The 17,508-nt window shown below is 73.6% G+C and carries 17 protein-coding genes; 14 read left to right on the top strand and 3 right to left on the bottom strand.

The window, feature by feature from the left end:
- Together SH587_RS18060 and SH587_RS18055 are read left to right on the top strand one after the other, a co-directional pair.
- Nucleotides 1–1,078 (top strand): RHS repeat-associated core domain-containing protein (locus tag SH587_RS18060; RefSeq protein ID WP_320672043.1); only part of this gene is annotated, 1,078 nt, incomplete at its 5' end.
- Nucleotides 1,075–1,443 carry a DUF7674 family protein gene (locus SH587_RS18055; RefSeq protein WP_320672042.1) on the top strand — a complete coding sequence of 123 codons (369 nt, stop codon included), beginning with the start codon at nucleotides 1,075–1,077 and terminating at the stop codon, nucleotides 1,441–1,443. The genes SH587_RS18060 and SH587_RS18055, both read left to right, overlap by 4 nt.
- 690 nt (nucleotides 1,444–2,133) lie before the next feature.
- On the opposite strand, the gene SH587_RS18050 is transcribed toward SH587_RS18055, so the two are convergent.
- Nucleotides 2,134–2,403, bottom strand: a complete 270-nt coding sequence (locus SH587_RS18050; protein WP_320672041.1) for a MerR family DNA-binding transcriptional regulator — start codon at nucleotides 2,401–2,403, stop codon at nucleotides 2,134–2,136.
- Between the two features lie 79 nt (nucleotides 2,404–2,482).
- Here SH587_RS18050 and SH587_RS18045 point away from each other — a divergent pair, with 79 nt between their 5' ends.
- The 4 genes from SH587_RS18045 to SH587_RS18030 all read left to right on the top strand — a co-directional run bounded on the left by SH587_RS18045 (nucleotide 2,483) and on the right by SH587_RS18030 (nucleotide 5,992).
- Nucleotides 2,483–3,316 (top strand): class I SAM-dependent methyltransferase, encoded by an 834-nt coding sequence (locus tag SH587_RS18045; protein WP_320672040.1) that lies wholly within the window; start codon nucleotides 2,483–2,485, stop codon nucleotides 3,314–3,316.
- Between the two features lie 60 nt (nucleotides 3,317–3,376).
- Nucleotides 3,377–4,183, top strand: coding sequence for an alpha/beta fold hydrolase (locus SH587_RS18040; RefSeq protein ID WP_320672039.1), 807 nt, complete (start codon nucleotides 3,377–3,379; stop codon nucleotides 4,181–4,183).
- The gene (locus SH587_RS18035; protein ID WP_320672038.1) at nucleotides 4,180–5,094 is read left to right on the top strand and encodes a thioesterase family protein; all 915 of its coding nucleotides are present in this window, start codon (nucleotides 4,180–4,182) and stop codon (nucleotides 5,092–5,094) included. The genes SH587_RS18040 and SH587_RS18035 overlap by 4 nt, the downstream gene beginning before the upstream one ends.
- Nucleotides 5,095–5,182: 88 nt before the next feature.
- On the top strand, nucleotides 5,183–5,992 hold the full coding sequence (locus SH587_RS18030) for a leucyl/phenylalanyl-tRNA--protein transferase (RefSeq protein ID WP_320672037.1): 810 nt from the start codon (nucleotides 5,183–5,185) through the stop codon (nucleotides 5,990–5,992).
- Here the strand turns inward: SH587_RS18030 and SH587_RS18025 are convergent.
- Nucleotides 5,880–6,980: a hypothetical protein gene (locus SH587_RS18025; protein WP_320672036.1), complete on the bottom strand. Its 1,101-nt coding sequence runs from the start codon at nucleotides 6,978–6,980 to the stop codon at nucleotides 5,880–5,882. The two genes, SH587_RS18030 and SH587_RS18025, sit on opposite strands and share 113 nt — an antisense overlap.
- A 65-nt stretch (nucleotides 6,981–7,045) precedes the next feature.
- Here SH587_RS18025 and rpiA point away from each other — a divergent pair, with 65 nt between their 5' ends.
- The 8 genes from rpiA to SH587_RS17985 all read left to right on the top strand — a co-directional run bounded on the left by rpiA (nucleotide 7,046) and on the right by SH587_RS17985 (nucleotide 16,431).
- On the top strand, nucleotides 7,046–7,735 hold the full coding sequence (gene rpiA, locus SH587_RS18020; RefSeq protein WP_320672035.1) for a ribose 5-phosphate isomerase A: 690 nt from the start codon (nucleotides 7,046–7,048) through the stop codon (nucleotides 7,733–7,735).
- 206 nt (nucleotides 7,736–7,941) lie between these two features.
- Nucleotides 7,942–9,084, top strand: coding sequence for a Re/Si-specific NAD(P)(+) transhydrogenase subunit alpha (locus SH587_RS18015; RefSeq protein WP_320672034.1), 1,143 nt, complete (start codon nucleotides 7,942–7,944; stop codon nucleotides 9,082–9,084).
- Entirely contained in the window at nucleotides 9,084–9,452 is a 369-nt protein-coding gene (locus SH587_RS18010; RefSeq protein ID WP_320669452.1) for an NAD(P) transhydrogenase subunit alpha part 2, read from the top strand. The genes SH587_RS18015 and SH587_RS18010 overlap by 1 nt, the downstream gene beginning before the upstream one ends.
- Complete coding sequence (locus SH587_RS18005; RefSeq protein ID WP_320672033.1) at nucleotides 9,452–10,876, top strand: NAD(P)(+) transhydrogenase (Re/Si-specific) subunit beta; 1,425 nt, start codon at nucleotides 9,452–9,454, stop codon at nucleotides 10,874–10,876. The genes SH587_RS18010 and SH587_RS18005 overlap by 1 nt, the downstream gene beginning before the upstream one ends.
- 47 nt (nucleotides 10,877–10,923) lie before the next feature.
- Entirely contained in the window at nucleotides 10,924–11,511 is a 588-nt protein-coding gene (locus SH587_RS18000; RefSeq protein WP_320672032.1) for a GNAT family N-acetyltransferase, read from the top strand.
- Between the two features lie 238 nt (nucleotides 11,512–11,749).
- Nucleotides 11,750–13,399, top strand: a complete 1,650-nt coding sequence (locus SH587_RS17995; RefSeq protein ID WP_320672031.1) for a S8 family peptidase — start codon at nucleotides 11,750–11,752, stop codon at nucleotides 13,397–13,399.
- Between the two features lie 99 nt (nucleotides 13,400–13,498).
- Nucleotides 13,499–14,842, top strand: a complete 1,344-nt coding sequence (locus tag SH587_RS17990) for a proline dehydrogenase family protein (protein ID WP_320672030.1) — start codon at nucleotides 13,499–13,501, stop codon at nucleotides 14,840–14,842.
- Complete coding sequence (locus SH587_RS17985) at nucleotides 14,839–16,431, top strand: aldehyde dehydrogenase family protein (protein ID WP_320672029.1); 1,593 nt, start codon at nucleotides 14,839–14,841, stop codon at nucleotides 16,429–16,431. The genes SH587_RS17990 and SH587_RS17985 overlap by 4 nt, the downstream gene beginning before the upstream one ends.
- Before the next feature lie 4 nt (nucleotides 16,432–16,435).
- Here the strand turns inward: SH587_RS17985 and SH587_RS17980 are convergent, their stop codons facing one another.
- On the bottom strand, nucleotides 16,436–17,491 hold the full coding sequence (locus tag SH587_RS17980) for a carboxypeptidase-like regulatory domain-containing protein (RefSeq protein ID WP_320672028.1): 1,056 nt from the start codon (nucleotides 17,489–17,491) through the stop codon (nucleotides 16,436–16,438).
- Nucleotides 17,492–17,508 lie beyond the last annotated feature (17 nt).

Raw genomic sequence — 17,508 nt, 5'->3', positions numbered from 1 at the left:
CACGGGTCTCTACGACATGCAGGCCCGGACCTACGACCCGTCGCAGGGTCGGTTCCTGCAGCAGGACCGCTTCGCCGATCCCTCGGCGGACCTGTACCTGGCGGCCGACCCATTCACGTCCTCGCGCTACGCGTTCACGGCAGCGAACCCGGCCACGCGGGCGGAGTACGACGGGCACCGGACGCCGGAGTGCGCCAAGGATCCGTCATGCGCCTACAACGGTCGTCCGCGGGCCGGGAACCCGCCTGCGGGACCGAACGGCGGCGGGTCGCAAGGTGGGAACCCCTTCGCCAACGGCATCCCCCAACTGCCCAGGCTGTTCGGCGGCCCCGTACAAGCACCTCCGCCGCCACCGCCGGCCAACGCGGCGCAGACGACGGGGTATGGATACCAGCGCTCCGTCGATGAGCAGGGGCGCGTCTGGACCAGGTACCCGGGTGTGAGTCCGAGGTGGAGCCCGCTTGGGTCGTTCAGCTACGAGGCGGCTTGGACATGCGCCGGTCGTGGCTGCCCAGCGCCGGCACCGGCTCACGGGGACGACCTCTACGACTCGCTCACCGCGTTCCTCAACGGCGCGACGGGCGGGATCGTCCCCGCGACCGGGCGGGAGAAGCACGGCCTGGCTAACGCCCTCGGGGTCGTCGCCACGGTCGCGACGGGCGCGGGCGCGATCGTTCGGCATGTCGCGACGAAGGGCGGCAGAGAACTCCTCGAACAAGGCGCCGAAGGAGGAATCCGGGGCGCCACCGGAAGCACTACGACGACGGTCGCCGGCCTGAGCGATGAGACAGCCAAGTACGCCGCTCGCCGACGGTTCCCGTATCCAGCCACTGCGGACGAAGAGCTGGGCCGTGCCTTCCGACAGATCTACCGTTGGCAAGACAGACGTCCGGGCGGTACGGCCGGCGCGTTGCGACGAGAAGGCGTCGGCGGCGCACACACCACCAAAGCGCGCGAGCGCGCACGACAGCTCAACAACATCCTTCGCCGACGGACCGACTTGTCACGCTACGACAGGGCGATGGCGGAACGGGTGCGTGACGATCTGCAATCGGCACTACGGGAGACCGAACGGTGACCTACGACGAATTGGCCGACGAGGTGAAGAGGCGCTTCCCGGCGCTCGCCGCGAAGATCGACGTGGAGGCCAGAGACTGGGACCCCGATCCGATCGGCGGCGACATCGTTCTGGCCGACATCTTTGTGCCGTTCCTCCTCGCCGCGCTGCAGGTGGATCCTCCAGACGATGTGATGATTCGAGCGGCAGCTCAATTCATCGAGGAACTCGCAGCGAGCGCCGACCGCGAGCTTCGAACGGCGGCGCGTCTGTCGGTCCTACAGGCCCTTGAGGACCACCCAGCAGAACTCGAGAGGGCGTGCCCGTCGTTGGGACCTCTTGCCAAGGCGATGCTGCCGACCCGAGGAGTCGACGGCTTGTCCTGACGCGGAAGGCGCTGCGACCATCGTAAATTTGCGGCTCCGCCCTTGGCGTCCGCTTCGATTACAAGGCGGTGTTCAACCGCAGATGAAGGTCGTTTGCGAACGCATCGAGAGCCCTACCACCGGCGAGGTTCTCACGACAAGTACGTGGCTGACCGTCGGGCGTGAATACGACGTCCTCGAGATTGTCGCGCACCCGGGTAGCGAGGTGCTCCTCCGCCTGCTCGGCGACGATTCGAGCGGAGGTCCGGGCCTCTGGGACTCACGGCTGTTTAGGACGTCATCTCGCACGATTCCAGCCAGCTGGGCGGTACACGTCAACGAGGCCGGAGAGGTCCACGTGGGCCCCGAGACGTGGCAGCGCTCCGGATTTTGGGAAGCCTTCTATGACGGCGACCCGCAGGCCAATCGTGACTACGATGATGCACTCGAGGCGCTTCGAACCGACTGATGCGCCATCGATCGCGCGGAGGCTCCCCTAGGAACAGCCCGCTGCCCGCGAAAATCCCTCGGGAGGCAACAGAAGAAGCGTCCTTCCGCGCGAACGCCTTCGTGATCCGGAAGCAGGGACGGTGCTCTGTCTCGCGCTTGTAGACAGACGCGAACGGGCCGGCGTGCAGTTGTCGGTAGCGAGGCCCCGAAGGCCTGCACCGGCGTCGCCCGCCCGATCGAACCCGTGGTGGTCTCCGCCCCTCACCCAAACCGCGACTCCACCCGCGGCACCCCACCACCCTCCGCCGCCTCCACGATCCGCACGAAAGTCGCATACTCGATGTGACTCGGAGCAGGGCCGGCGGCCGCGTGGCGCAGGCCGTCGCGGAAGGCGGTCAGGCGGGCAAAGAGCCGCCACCCGGCATGGCGACCGGTCGAGATGATCAGGCCCCGCTGCTCGTCGAAGCGCAGGGTCGAGGCCGGCACGCCGGAGCGGCGGGCCACCTCGGCGATGTCCAGATCGGTCGTCATCGGCGCACCGTCTCGGGCTTGCGTGGAAGACGGCAATCGGCAAGCTCGCACGGGCACCCGACCACCACGGAGACCAGCGATGTCGAACGACCCGCAATTCGCCGTCTGGAACGGCAACACCGGCGCCGCCTGGGTCGCGAGCCAGGACCTGGTCGACCGCACCCTGCGGCCGCTCCAGGACCTGCTCGTCGAGCCCTTCCAGCCGACCGAGGCGCCGCTGCGGGTGCTCGACGTCGGCTGCGGGACCGGCGGCACCACCGTCGCGCTCGCCCGTGCGCTCGGTCCCACCGCCACGATCACCGGCGTCGACGTGTCCTCGCTGATGGTCGAGGCCGCCCGCGCCCGCGCCGCCAGCGACCACCTGCCGATCTCCTTCACCGAGGGCGACGCCGCCAGCCATCCCTTCCCGCCCGCCTCCTTCGACCTCATCGTCTCGCGCTTCGGCGTCATGTTCTTCGCCGACCCGACCGCCGCCTTCGCCCACCTGCGCGCCGCCGCCCGGCCCGGCGCCGCCCTTCGCATGCTGAGCTGGCGGGGACCCGAGGAGAACCCCTTCATGACTACCGTCGAGCGCGCCGCCGCCCCGCTGCTGCCGGACCTGCCCGTCCGCGTCGCCGACGAGCCCGGTCAGTTCGGCCTCGCCGGCGAGCAGCGCGTCCGCACCATCCTCGCCGACGCCGGCTGGACCGACGTCACCCTCCAGCCCGTCGACCCGACCTGCGCCCTGCCCGCCGCCGAACTACCCCGCTACGCCACCGGGATGGGCCCGGTCGGCGCCCTGCTGCCGACCCTCGACGAGCCGCTCCGGCGCCGCGTCGCCGAGGTCGCCGTCGACGCCCTCGCCACCCACGTCGACGGCGACGAGCTGCGCTTCACCGCCGCCTGTTGGCTGATCGAGGCCGTCGCGCCCTGATCCCCTCCGGAAGTCCCGACCGTCCCGCACACGGCCCACCCGCCTGCTAGGACATGGATGATGCACCTGCACGTCGAGGTCGCGGGCGAGGGCCGGCCGGTCGTCCTGCTCCACGGACTGACCGCCAGCCACCGCTACGTCGTCATGGGCTCGCGGCGGCTGGAGCGCAGCGGCCACCGCGTCGTCGCCTACGACGCCCGCGGCCACGGCAGCTCCGACCCGGCCCCCGACCCGACCGCCTACGGCTACGACCACCTGGTCGCCGACCTGCTGCGGATCCTCGACGAGCAGGAGATCGAGCAGGCGGTCCTGGCCGGCGCGTCGATGGGCGCCCACACCGCCCTCCGCGCCGCCCTCGAGCACCCCGACCGCGTCTCCGGCCTGGTCCTCGCCACGCCCGCCTTCCTGCCCGGCAAGCAGTCCGACCCGCGCGCCCTCGCCCGCTGGGACCGGCTGGCCGACGGCCTCGCCTCCGGCGGCGTCGAGGGCTTCCTGGCCGCCTTCCGCTTCGACGACGTCCCCGAGGCCTGGCGCGAGACCGTCCGCAAGGTCACCGCCCAACGACTCGCCGTCCACGAACATCCCGACGCCGTCGCCGACGCGCTCCGCGCCGTCCCCCGCAGCGCCCCGCTCGGCGACCTGGCCGAGCTGGCCGCGATCGCCGTCCCGACCGCCGTCGTCGGCAGCCGCGACGAGGCCGACGCCGGCCACCCGCTGGCCGTCGCCCGGCAGTACGCCGATGCGATCCCCGGCGCCGAGCTGCTGGTCGAGGAGGAGGGCCAGTCGCCGATCGCCTGGCGCGGCGGCCAGCTGTCCGAGGTCATCGCCACCGTCGCCGAGCGCGCCGACGCCGCCACCCGAGCATGAGCACCCCCCACATCATCACCCCCGACCACGAGGGCCTGCCCCAGGTCCCGGAGCCGCCCGCGACCGCCGTCGCGCTGCCCGACCCGGACGCGCCCGCGCCGACGCCGACGCCCACCGAAGCCGACGCCGACGGACCGGCCGAGCACGTCGAGCACCTGCTCCTGACCGGCGCCGGCCGCGGCCCGTGGGACCCGCGCGCGGCCCACGGCGGCGCTCCCGCCGCGCTGCTCGCCCGCGCGATCGAGCGCGCCGCCCAGGGCGACGACGTCCGCATCAGCACCGTCGCCTACACCTTCTACGGCCCGGTCCCGCTCGGCCCGATCGAGCTGCGGTCGCGACTGCGCAAGCCCGGCCGCCGCCAGCAGATCGTCACCGCCGAGCTGGTCGCCGGCGGCCGGGTGGCGATGGAGGCCCGCGGGATCCTGCTCCGCCGCGGCCAGGTCGAGCTGCCCGCGACCGTCGCCGCCGCCTGGCCGGAGCTGCCGCCGCCGGAGGGCGCGCGCGAGCTGACCGACCGCTTCGTGCCCGAGGGCGTGCTCGGCTTCCACCCCGACGCGATCGAGATCCGTCAGGTCGAGGGTGGCTTCGACACCCTCGGCGACACCGCGACCGCCTGGTTCCGGCTGCGGCTGCCGATCGTCCCCGGCGAGCAGCCGACCCCCTTCCAGCGGGCCGCGACCGCCTCCGACTTCGGCAACGGGCTGGCCCATCCGGTCTCGTTCGCGGACTACCTGTTCGTCAACTGCGACCTGACCGTCTCGCTGCACCGCGACCCGGCGGGGGAGTGGATCGGGGTCCGCCCGCGGACCACGCTCGACCGGGCCGGGACCGGCCTCACGACGACCGAGCTGCACGACCAGGCGGGCCGCTTCGGGACCGCCACCCAGACGCTCTTCGTCGACCGCGCCTGAGAACCCGCCCCGCTCGCGGCGGACGGCCGGCTGACGCGGTGTCGATCGGTGCTGCCGACCGCGCCCGGGTTCGCTACGGTGGCGTCAGGTGGAGAGCGCGCGCGGCCCCCATACCGATGACGGCGGGTGGATCCTCGATCCGCCCGGGATGCTGTTCGTCTACGAGCAGGGCGCGTTCCCGATGGACACGCGCGACGAGGACGGCCGCTTCCGCGTGGCCGCCTACCGCGCCGACCCGCGCGCGATCCTCGACCTCGACGCGATCCGGCTGCCGCGGACTCTCCGCCGGACGCTGCCCCGCCACGACTACCGGCTGACCGTCGACCGGGCCTTCCGCGAGGTCGTCGACCGCTGCGCCCAGCGCCCCGGGCTCGACCCCGGCGAGGTCTGGCTGACGCCGCGGCTGGCCGCTGCCTACCGCGCCCTCCACCGCTGGGGCCACGCCCGCAGCTTCGAGGTCTGGGCGGGGGAGGAGCTGGTCGGCGGCACCTTCGGCGTCGCCCTCGGCCGCGCCCACACGCTCGAGTCGATGTTCCACTGCGGGGCCGACGCCGGCAGCGCCGCGGTGCTCTCGGCCGCGGTGCGGCTGCGGGCCGCCGGCTACCGGCTGCTCGACGTCCAGCAGCGGACCGCCCACACCGCCCGCCTCGGCGTCGAGGACCTGGCCGAGGAGACCTTCCTCGACCGGCTGCAGGCGGCGCTGGTCGGCGGCCTGCGACCGGCTCCGGTGCGACGCGACGGCGGCCCGGCCGACGGGGCCGAGCTGGTCGCCGCGCTCGACCGGCTCATCGCAGCGCGCGGAAGGTCCGCCAGGTCGCTCGCGGCCGTCCGTCGAGCGTCTGCAGACCGGATTGCCACTCGTACTCGGCGCCCGGGTCACGCAGCTGGTACCACGTGAAGCTGCGGATCTTCTCGCGGGCGGCGAACCGCCACGCCTGCCGCAGGTAGCGCGCGGCGCGCGCGTCCGGGGTCCGCGAGCGGCCGGCGGTCCGGTACGCGAACTCGGTGATGTGGACGTTGCGCGACGCCCGGTGGCTGATCCGCTTCGCCTTCGCCAGCGAGCGCAGCTGCGACAGCGCGCTGCGCAGGTTGCCCATCGTCCAGGCGTCGCCGTTGGCGCGGCGGGTGGTCGGCGGCTTCTGGAAGTCGTGGGTGTGGAGGGTGATCCCGTCGGCCCGCAGCCGGGTCCGGCACGAGCGCGTCCGTCGCAGCCCGCGGAAGCGCGAGTCGACGCAAAGCGCCTTGCGCAGAAACAGGCCCGGGTCGAGCGCGTTCGAGGTCCGGGCGTTGGGCGCGAACTCGCCGACCAGCACCGGCACCTTCGGCGACACCTGCTTGAAGGCCGCGTAGCCGGCGTTCGAGAGCGTCACCCAGCGACGCGGCTGGTCGAGCGGCCACATCGAGCGGAAGTTCGGCTCGTTCCAGGTCAGGTAGCCGGCCACCGGCAGGTCGGCGAACGCCTCGGCCATCGAGGTCACGAACCGCCCGTAGCGGGCGATCAGCTGGCTGGTGATCCGGACCGGCGTGCCGCGCTTGCGGTTCAGCGGCGAGTAGACGCCGATCAGCAGCCGCGCCCCGACCTGCTCGCCCTCGAGCGCCGCGCGGCGGATCGCGTGCACGTAGCGGGGCGCGATCTCGTCGCCCTCCTCGGGGTTCCAGACCACCAGCGAGCGGACGACGGTGACGTGCGCCTCCTTCGCCGCCTGCCAGAACGCGGCCCGCAGCTCGGGATCGTCCGAGTAGGCCATCCGCACGTCCTGGAGGCCCTTCTCCATCGGCGCCGTCGTCGTCGCGGCGGACGCCCGCCCGCCGCCGGCCAGCGTCCCGAGCAGGATCAGCAGCGCCAGCAGCACGGCTAGCCGAGGGTGGGGGACCGGGAACCGCATCGGCGGGATGGTAGGGAAGGCCCGGGCGCCGATGCGCCGCCTGGAAGCCTGCGACGATCGAGCGGATGAGCGGCGCGGGCGACCGTCGGCAGCGGGGCAAGCGGACCGCCGCGCGGGCCGCCGCGGCGATGGTGGCGCCGCGCTCGCGGGTCGGCCTGGGGACCGGATCGACCGTCGCCGAGCTGCTGCCGGCGCTGGCCGAGCGCGACCTCGACCTGCGCTGCGTGGCCACCTCGCCGGCGACCGCCGACGCCGCCCGCGACCTGGGCCTGGCCGTCGAGCCGTTCACCGCCCTCGACCGGCTGGACGTCGCGATCGACGGTGCCGACCAGGTGGCGCCGGACGGCTGGCTGGTCAAGGGCGGGGGCGGGGCGCACCTGCGCGAGCGGATCGTCGCGGCCGCCGCCGACCGCTTCCTGGTGATCGTCGACGACGGCAAGCTGGTCGAGCGGCTGCACGGCCCGCTGCCGCTGGAGCTGCGGCCGTTCGGGCTGGCCGCCACCCTCCGCCGGCTGCCGGAGGCGGTGGTCCGCGACGCGCCGCCGAGTCCCGACGGCGGCGTGATCGCCGACCTGGGGCCGGCGGCGGAGATCGCCGATCCGGCGGCGCTGGCCGCCCGTCTGGCCGCCACGCCGGGTGTCGCGGACCACGGCCTGTTCCCGCCGACGCTGGTGGCCGAGGTCCTGGTCGGGGCGGGCGACGATCTGCGGCGGTGGACGCCGTCGCGAGGCGCGCAGGGACCCTACCGCGGGTAGCTATTCCATTCGCGACTGATTGGAGGAATGGAAGCGGCCTCCGCTCCCGGCGACGATTCGCCATACTTCGCCGCTGTCCGACCGCGGCGGTCGGCTTGGAGCCCGAGGGCCCCGAGACGCCCGCTTCGGACGGCCACGTCGCCGAACGACCTGGAGGACCGTCAGGTGTCACACGGAACCGCACGAACCCCCCGCGTGGTGGGCCAATGAGTCTGACGTTGGGTGTTCCCAAGGAGCTCGCCGAGGGCGAGCGTCGAGTAGCGCTGGTGCCGGATGTCGTCAAGCGGCTGGGCGCGAAGGGAGTCAAGGTCGTGGTCGAGCCCGGTGCCGGCGATCACGCGTTGATTCCGGATGCGTTGTTCGAGGAGGCCGGGGCGACGCTCTCGGCCGATGTCTGGAACGCGGACGTCGTCGTGAAGGTCGCGCCGCCGACCGCCGACGAGGTCGCGAAGCTCGGTTCCAGCAGCGTCCTGATCGGCTTCTTGGCGCCGCTCTCCTCGCCGGAGACCGCAAAGCTGTTGCGTGACAAGGGCGCGACCGCCTTCGCGATGGAGGCGATCCCGCGGATCAGCCGCGCGCAGGCGATGGACGCGCTCTCGTCGCAGTCCAACGTGGCGGGCTACAAGTCGGTGCTGACGGCGGCCGACCACTCGACGCGGTTCTTCCCGATGCTGATGACCGCCGCCGGCACGATCCCGCCGGCGAAGGTGCTGGTGCTCGGGATCGGTGTCGCCGGTCTGCAGGCGCTCGCCACGGCGCGGCGTCTCGGTGCGAAGACGACGGGTTATGACGTGCGGCCGGAGACGGCGGAGCAGGTCGAGTCGCTCGGCGCGACCTGGCTGGACCTCGGGATCGAGGCCGCCGGTGAGGGTGGGTACGCGCGTGAGTTGACCGCGGAGGAGCGGGCGCAGCAGCAGCAGGCGTTGACCGACGCGACCAAGGGCTTCGACGTTGTGATCACGACCGCCCTGGTGCCGGGTCGTCCCGCGCCGCGCCTCGTGACCGCCGAGGCCGTCGAGGGCATGCGTCCGGGTTCGGTGATCGTGGATCTGGCGGGTGAGACGGGTGGCAACTGCGAGTTGACCGAGCCGGGTCAGACGGTGGTCAAGCACGACGTGACGATCGTCTCGCCGCTCAATCTGGCGGCCGAGATGCCCGAGCATGCCTCGCAGCTGTACGCGCGCAACATCCAGTCGCTGGTCGAGCTGATGCTGGAGACGCCGGAGGGCGGTGGCGAGCCGTCGTTGAAGCTCGACTGGGACGACGAGATCATCGCTGGTGCCGCGATCACGCGTGAGGGTGAGATCGTGCATGCGGGGGCGAAGAAGACCGTGGAGGCGAGTGCCTGATGTTGTCCTTGTCGACCGTGCTGGCCACTAGTGGTGAGCCGGGCAACCTGGTCACGAACCTGGCGATCCTGGTGCTGTCCGGGTTCGTGGGGTACGCCGTGATCTCGAAGGTGCCCAACACGCTGCACACCCCGTTGATGTCGGGCACCAACGCGATCCACGGGATCGTGGTGCTGGGCGGGTTGTTGATCTTCGCCGAGAGCGCTGATCTCGGGGCGGTCACGACGATCATCGTCTTCGTCGCGCTGGTCTTCGGCGCGATCAACGTCGTCGGCGGCTTCGTCGTGACCGACCGGATGCTCGAGATGTTCAAGAGCAAGCCGGAGCCCAAGCAGCCTGCTGGCGGCGATGAGAAGGGCGGCAAGTGATGCACGCGACGCTTGCTTCGTTCTTGACCGACGCGAACTTCAAGTCGGTCCTCTACATCCTGGCCTTCGGGCTCTTCATCTACGGCCTCTCCGGCCTCACCGGCCCCAAGACCGCGGTCCAGGGCAACCGGATCGCCGCGGTCGGCATGGTGATCGCCGTCATCGCCACCCTGCTGGTGGATCCGTTCCACAACCCGGTCTGGATCGTCCTGGGTCTGGCGATCGGGTTCGCGGTTGGTGTGCCTGCCGCTCGGCAGGTGAAGATGACGGCGATGCCGCAGATGGTGGCGCTGTTCAACGGCGTCGGTGGTGGCGCGGTCGCGTTGATCTCGTGGGCCGAGTTCCGCGCCTCCGGCGGCTTCGATTTCGCGCCGACCTACATCGTGCTGTTCTCGATGTTCAGTGCGATCGTCGGGTCGGTGTCGTTCTGGGGTTCCAACGTCGCGTTCGCGAAGCTGCAGGAACTGATCGACGGCAAGCCCCGCACATTGGGCGCCCTCCAGCTCCCCGCCCAGGTCGTGACCCTCGGCGGCGCGATCGCGTGTGCTGTGGCGATCACGGCCGGGTCGACCAGTGAGATCCTGATCATCGGCCTGCTCCTCCTCGCCGCCGTCTTCGGGCTGCTGCTGGTGCTGCCGATCGGCGGTGCGGACATGCCGGTCGTGATCTCGCTGCTGAACGCCTTCACCGGCCTCGCCGCCGCCGCGGCGGGTGTGTCGCTGGACAACCAGGCGCTGATCGTCGCCGGCATGATCGTCGGGGCGTCGGGCACGATCCTGACCCAGCAGATGGCGATCGCCATGAACCGCACCATCACCTCCGTCATCGCCGGCGGCTTCGGCGGCGGCGGAAGCGACGCCGCCGCGGGCGGGCCCGCGGGCGCCTCGGGGGGCACCGTGCGGTCCACGTCGGCGTCGGATGTGGCGATTCAGATGGCCTACGCGCGCCTGGTCGTCGTGGTCCCCGGCTACGGGATGGCGGTCTCGCAGGCCCAGCACGCGGTCAAGGAGATGGCCAACCTGCTGGAGTCCAAGGGCGTGGAGGTCAAGTACGCCATCCACCCCGTCGCCGGCCGGATGCCCGGGCACATGAACGTCCTCCTCGCGGAGGCGGATGTGCCCTACGACCAGTTGAAGGAGATGGATGACATCAACCCCGAGTTCAAGCGCACGGATGTGTCGCTGGTGATCGGGGCCAACGACGTCACCAACCCCGACGCGCGCAACAAGGCCGACAGCCCGATCTACGGGATGCCGATCCTCAACGTCGACGACTCCCAATCCACCATCGTCCTCAAGCGCTCCATGAGCTCGGGGTACGCCGGGATCGACAACCCGCTCTTCACCGACCCCAAGACCAGCATGCTCTTCGGCGACGCCAAGGCCTCCGTCGAAGCCATCACCGAAGAGCTGAAGGCCCTCTAACGCCTTCGAGCGCGGGCGGCTCCGAGCACGGGCTCTACGATGAGCCCGTGCTCGGGCGCTCCCGCACCCCGGACCCGGCGGCCCCCGCCGGCCGGGTGACGATCCGCCCGCCTCGTCCCGAGGACGCCCCGGCGTTCCTGGCGGCGATGCGGGCCAGCGTCGCCTTCCACGCCCCGTGGGCCACGCCGCCCACGACGCAGGAGGCGTTCGCCGACTACCTGCGCCGCTGCGACGGCGACGACTTCGCCGGCTTCCTGCTGCACCGCCACGAGGACGGTGCGCTGGTCGGCTACGCGAACCTGAGCCAGTTGGTCCACGGGCCGCTCTGCAGCGCCTACCTCGGCTACAACGCGGTCGCCGGTCACGAGGGCCGCGGCTACCTGACCGAGGGCGTGGCGCAGGTGCTGCTGGCCGCGTTCGGGCCGCTGCGACTGCACCGGGTGGAGGCGAACATCCAGCCGGGCAACGACCCGTCGCTGGCGCTCGCCCGGCGGCTGGGCCTGCGGCGCGAGGGCTTCTCGCCGCGCTACCTGCGGATCGGCGGCGCCTGGCGCGACCACGAGCGCTGGGCGCTGCTGGCCGACGAACCGGCGGCCGAGCGGCTGCCGGCGCTGGCCGCCGGCCTCCGTCCCTGAGCCCTGGTCAGGCGGGAAGACCGTGTCTGGTTGTGCAACCGGACCAAAGTTGGTCCGCGATGTTGGACGAAACGGTTGCAGCGCGGCGCCGGCGTGTGCGAGCCTGCCGGCCCAGCGAATCCGGCGACGTCCCCCGAAGCCGGACGCTCCGACCAGGAGGATCCCCCGAATGACGCGTTCCCGAGCGTTGATGGCGGGTGCGGTGATCGCGGCGTGCGCGACCACCGGAGTCCCAGCCGTGGCCTCTGCCGCCCCCAAGGCAGCGACCCACCAGTACACCGTCGTGGCCAAGAGCGGCACCAGCCGCGCGGCCTTCCAGCGGGCCGTCCGCCGCGCCGGCGGCCACGTGCTGCGCTACAACCGCGCCGCCGCCGTCGGCACCGTCCGCGGGCCCAAGGGCTTCGCGCCGCGGGCCGTCAAGGCGGTCGCGATCGTCGGCGCCGGCGAGCGCCAGGCGATCGGCCGCGTGCCCGCCGCGGCCCGCCGGCTGAAGCGCAACCGCGCGATCGAGCACGGCGTCGACGGCGGTCGCGACGCCGCGGGCGCCCAGAGCCGCAAGCCGCGTCCGCCGGCCTCCGGGGTCGACCCGCTGGCCCCGCTGCAGTGGGACATGGCCGCGATCGGCGCGACCGCGCAGCAGAGCTACCGCTACGACCAGGGCGCCGGCGTCCGGGTCGGGATCATGGACACCGGCGTCGACGGCAGCCACCCCGACATCGCGCCGAACTTCGACCGCGGCCTGTCGCGCAACTTCACCGTCGACGATCCGGTCATCGACGGCCCCTGCGCCGAGGATCCCGACGGCTCCTGCCAGGACCCGGCCGACGTCGACGAGGACGGCCACGGCACCCACGTGGCGAGCACGATCGCCTCGCCGATCAACGGGCTCGGGATCGGCGGCGTCGCGCCCAAGGCCGACATCGTCAACCTCCGCGCCGGGCAGGACTCGGGCTACTTCTTCGTCCAGCCGACGGTCGACGCGCTGACCTACGCCGCCGACCACGGCATCGACGTGGTCAACATGAGCTTCTACGTCGATCCCTGGCTCTACAACTGCACCGCCAACCCGGCCGACTCGCCGGCGGCGCAGGCCCAGCAGCGGACCACGATCCTGGCCGTCCAGCGGGCGGTCGACTACGCCCGCAGCAAGGGCGTGCTGCCGATCGCGGCGCTCGGCAACGAGAACACCGACATCGACGACCCGAAGCTCGACGACACCTCGCCGGACTACCCGCCGGACGCGGCCTACGAGCGGACGATCGACAACAGCTGCCTGTCGGTGCCGACCGAGACCGACGGTGTCGTCGGGGTCTCCTCCTACGGCCCGACCGGGCGCAAGGCCTACTACTCGAACTGGAGCCTGGAGCAGGCCGACGTCGCGGCCCCCGGCGGCGACCGGCGCGAGTTCTTCGGGACCCCGCGCTTCAACGCGCCGGAGAACCGGATCCTGGCCGCCTACCCGGAGAGCGTCGGCCGCGTCGGCGACACCGACCTCGACGGGGTCGTCGACATCGACGCCGATGGCAACCCGACCACGCCGATGGTGGTCAAGGACACGCACGGCGGCGTGACCTCGTACTACCAGTGGATCCAGGGCACCTCGATGGCCAGCCCGCACGCGGCCGGCGTCGCGGCGCTGGTGGTCGCGGCCAAGGGCAAGCGCGACCGCCGCAACGGCGGCCTGACGCTGGCGGCGGCGAAGACCGAGCGGCTGCTGCGGCGCTCGGCCGTGCCGATGGCCTGCCCGCCCGGCGGGGTCCTGACCTACCCCGATCCGGACCTGCCGCCGTCGTACACGGCGCGCTGCACCGGCACCACCGATCACAACTCGTTCTACGGCGACGGCTCGGTGAACGCGCTGAACGCGGTCCGGCTCGGCCGGCCCTGATCCGGTGCCCGTCCCGTCCCCGGCGGTCCGCGGTCGCGTGGCCACGGACCGCCGGGGACGGCGTCCCGGCGCTATCGTCGGAGTCCGGAGAGCCCACCCGTGACCGCTCCCGCGCCGACCGCCCCCGAGGAGCTGATCCGCCGGATCGGGCACGAGATCGCGGGCGCGCTGCCCCGTCACCGGCTCGGCGGCGGGATCGACCGCCAGGCGATCGAGCGGATCGCCGCCAATCCGGCGCTGAAGGCGGCGCTCTTCCGCTTCGTCGACGTCGTGCCCGCCGCGCGCAGCCGCCGCGAGGCCGCCGACCACCTGGACGCGCTGCTGGCCGAGGCCGACCGGCTGCCGCCGCCGCTGCGGACGGTCGACGGCCTGGCCCGGCGACCGGCGACCGCGCCGCTGGTCGGGCGGACCGCCACCTGGGCCGTCCGCCGGATGGCCCGCCAGTTCATCCTCGCCGAGGACGTCGCGGGGGCTACCGGCGGCCTGACCGCGCTCTGGGACGAGGGAGCGGCGACCGCGCTCGACCTGCTCGGCGAGGCGTCGGTCAGCGAGGCCGAGGCCGACGCCTACGCCGCCCGCTGCCTCGACGCGCTCGAACGGCTCGACCGCGCCTGCCGCGGGCTGCCGGCACGACCGCGGCTCGACGGCGACGGGGCGGGGCCGCTGCCGCGCGCCCACCTGTCGGTGAAGCTCAGCGCCCTGACCCCGCGGCGGCACCCGTTCGCGCCCGAGCGGGTCAGCGCGGACGCCAAGCGGCGGCTGCGGCCGATCGCCCGCCGGGCCCGCGAGCTGGGCGCGCACCTGCACCTGGACAGCGAGTCGCTGGACTCGCGCGAGGCGGTGCTGACGACGGCACTCGAGCTGCTGGCCGAGCCGGAGTTCGCCACCGGGCCGTCGGCGGGCGTGGTGCTCCAGGCCTACCTGCGCGACGCCGACGACGTGCTCGACCGGCTGCTGGCCTTCGCGGCGACGACGCCCGGGCGGCCGCCGCTGCTGGTGCGGCTGGTCAAGGGCGCCTACTGGGACCACGAGGTGGTCGACGCCCGCCAGCACGGCTGGACGCCGGCGGTCCACGACGGCCAGGCGGCGACCGACCGAGCCTACGAGGCGCTGACCCGGCGGCTGCTCGGCGCGCGCCCGACGCTGCGGGTGGCGATCGCGTCGCACAACCTGCGCTCGATCGCCCACGCGGTCGCGCACGACCGCCACGGCGGCGGCGACGGCCGCGACCTCGAGCTGCAGGTGCTGCTGGGGCTGGGCGACGACCTGCGGGTAGCGCTGGCCCGCCGCGACCTGCGGGTGCGGGTCTACTGCCCGGTCGGCGACCTGGTGGCGGGGATGGCGTACCTGGTGCGGCGGCTGCTGGAGAACACCGCCAGCGACTCGTTCCTCGACCGCCAGGCGCACGGGGCCTCGGTCGACGACCTGGTGCGGGCGCCGTGAGCGCGCCGTTCGCCAACCAGCCGATCCTCGACCTGCGGCGGCCGGCCGAGCGCCAGCGGCTGAGCGACGCGCTCGCCGGCCTCGACGCGCGGCTGCCGCTGCGGGTGCCGGTCCTGATCGATGGTCGTGCGCGCCACGGCGAGCAGCTGCGGTCGCTCGATCCCGGCGATCAGCGGCGGACGGTGGCGACCAGCGCCGCGGCGACGGCCGACGAGGTCGAGCGGGCGGTGGCGGTCGCCGGTCCGGCGGGACGGGCGTGGGCGGCGACGGCGGTCGCGGAGCGGGCGGCGATCCTGCGGCGGGCGGCCGACCTGCTGGCCGAGGAGCGGGCGGCGCTGGCCGCGCTGGCGGTCCGCGAGTGCGCCAAGCCGTGGGCCCAGGCCGACGCCGACGTCTGCGAGGCGATCGACTTCCTGCGCTACTACGCGGAGCGGGCGGTCGCGCTGCTCGGCGGCGAGGGGGAGGAGCGGCTGCTGCAGCCGCCGGGCGAGCGCAACGCGCTGCGCTACCGGGCGCGCGGGGTCTGCGCGGTGATCGCTCCCTGGAACTTCCCGCTGGCGATCCCCTGCGGGATGACGGCGGCGGCGCTGGCGACCGGCAACGCGGTGCTGCTGAAGCCGGCCGAGCAGAGCCCGGCCTGCGGGGCGCGGCTGGTCGAGCTGCTGCAGCGGGCGGGGGTGCCGGCCGGGGCGCTGGCGCTGCTGCCGGGCGAGGGCCAGGTCGGGGCAGCGCTGGTCGAGCACCCGGGGGTCGCGACGATCGCCTTCACCGGCTCGGCGGCGGTCGGGCTGGAGATCGTCCGCCGGGCGGCCGAGGTGCGACCGGGGCAGCGGCAGCTGAAGCGGGTGGCGGCCGAGATGGGCGGGAAGAACTGCGTGGTGGTGGCGGCCGACGCCGACCTCGACGACGTGGTGCCGGCGCTGCTGGACTCGGCCTTCGCCTTCGGCGGCCAGAAGTGCTCGGCGGCGGCGCGGGTGTTGGTCGAGGCCGACGTGGCCGACCGGCTGGAGGAGCGGCTGGCGGGGGCGCTGGCGACGTTGGTGGTCGGGCAGGCGGAGGGCTTCGCCACCGACGTCCCGCCGCTGATCGAGCGCGAGGCGCAGGAGCGGCTGCGGCGGTATCACGGGCTGGTCGAGCGCGACGGCGGCCGGCTGGTCGTCGGCCCGGCGCCGGAGCTGCCGGCGGGGACGGGGGAGGAGGACGGCTGCTGGGTGCGGCCGGCGCTGGCCCTCGACCTGCCGCCCGACGCGGCGCTGCTGCGCGAGGAGGTCTTCGGCCCGCTGCTGAGCGTCGAGCGGGTGCCCGACCTGGACGCCGCGCTGGCCCGGATCGACGAGCTGCCCTTCGCCCTCACCGCCGGCGTCTTCAGCCGCAACCCGCGGACGGTCCGGCGGCTGGTGGCGGCGCTGCCGGCGGGCAACGTCTACGTCAACCGCGGGATCACCGGCGCGATGGTCGCCCGCCAGCCGTTCGGCGGCAACCGGCTGTCGGGGACGGGCACGAAGGCCGGCGGCCCCGACTACCTGCTCTCGTTCGTCGACCCGCAGGCCGTGACCGAGAACACGGTCCGCCACGGGTTGGTGGTGTGAGGGGTCAGCGGATGCGGCGGAGCGTGACCGTCCGGGCGAGCGCCGGCGTCCCGGCCCCGTCCGGCGTCCAGGTCAGGCGAGCGCGGACCGCCCCCGACGCGCGGCCGCGGAGCAGTGCCCGGCCGGTCCGCGTCAGCCGCAGGCGCAGCCGACCGCGACCGTCGGCTGCCCGGTAGCGGCGGCTGGCGATGATCCGCGTCCGGCCGCGGCGGTCGCGGGCGGTCAAGCGGGCCCGGCCGCTGCAGCCGCCGGCATTGACGCACCGGACGCGGAAGGCGACCAGCCCCGAAGCGGCGGCGACCACCGACCGCGTCGGCGTCACCGTCAGGGCGGTGGTCGCCGGGGGCGTCGCCGTCCACGGGGTCTTCGCCGGTGGTGCTGTCGACGGGGCCGCGCCCGTCGCCCAGTGCGTCACGTCCGGCACCCAGTTAAGCCACGCCGCCAGCGCCTCGGGCGTGTTCGGCACCGGCGTCAGGTACGGGCAGTAGCTGGTCGTGGGATCGGCCCCGGGCGCCCATCCCTCGCGGCCCTCGACGACCCTGTCGAACTTCGTCAGGCAGCTGTGGCGGGGGCGCTCGATCAGGCTCAGCCCGACGAGGCCGCCGCGCTCGGCACCCCAGACGCCCGCGCCACGGAGGTCGTAGGGCGCGCCGCCCAGTCGCACCAGGCGGTCCGGGGCCTGCGGATCGCGCGCGACCACGTCGTACGACCCGTCGGGGATCAGCATCCGGTAGCGACCGGCCGCGTCGGTCGTGGTCCGGTAGCGCCAGCCCTCGTAGGCGTCGACGAAGGTGACCTCGACGTCGGCCACCGGACCCTGGCGCGTCCACTCGTAGATCGCGAAGCCGGCGGCGATGCCTCGCTCGCCGGTCGCGACGTAGTCCATCGGCGGCACCGGACCCGACCCCTCCAGCGGCACGAAGTCGGCCGCCGGCGGCTCGGCCGGTGGACGCGGGATCGACGGATCGGCGGCCAGCGCCGGCGTGGCCGGAAGCGCCGCGGCGATCGCGAGCGCGACGGCAGTCACGACGCGGCCGCGGGGGACGGGGGACGGACGCATGAGCACTCGTTCGGCCG

Source organism: Patulibacter defluvii (assembly GCF_034096925.1).
Classification (GTDB): Bacteria; Actinomycetota; Thermoleophilia; order Solirubrobacterales; family Solirubrobacteraceae; genus Patulibacter; species Patulibacter defluvii.
Note: the sequence above shows the minus strand (reverse complement) of the source record. Positions and strands in the feature narration are given on the sequence as shown.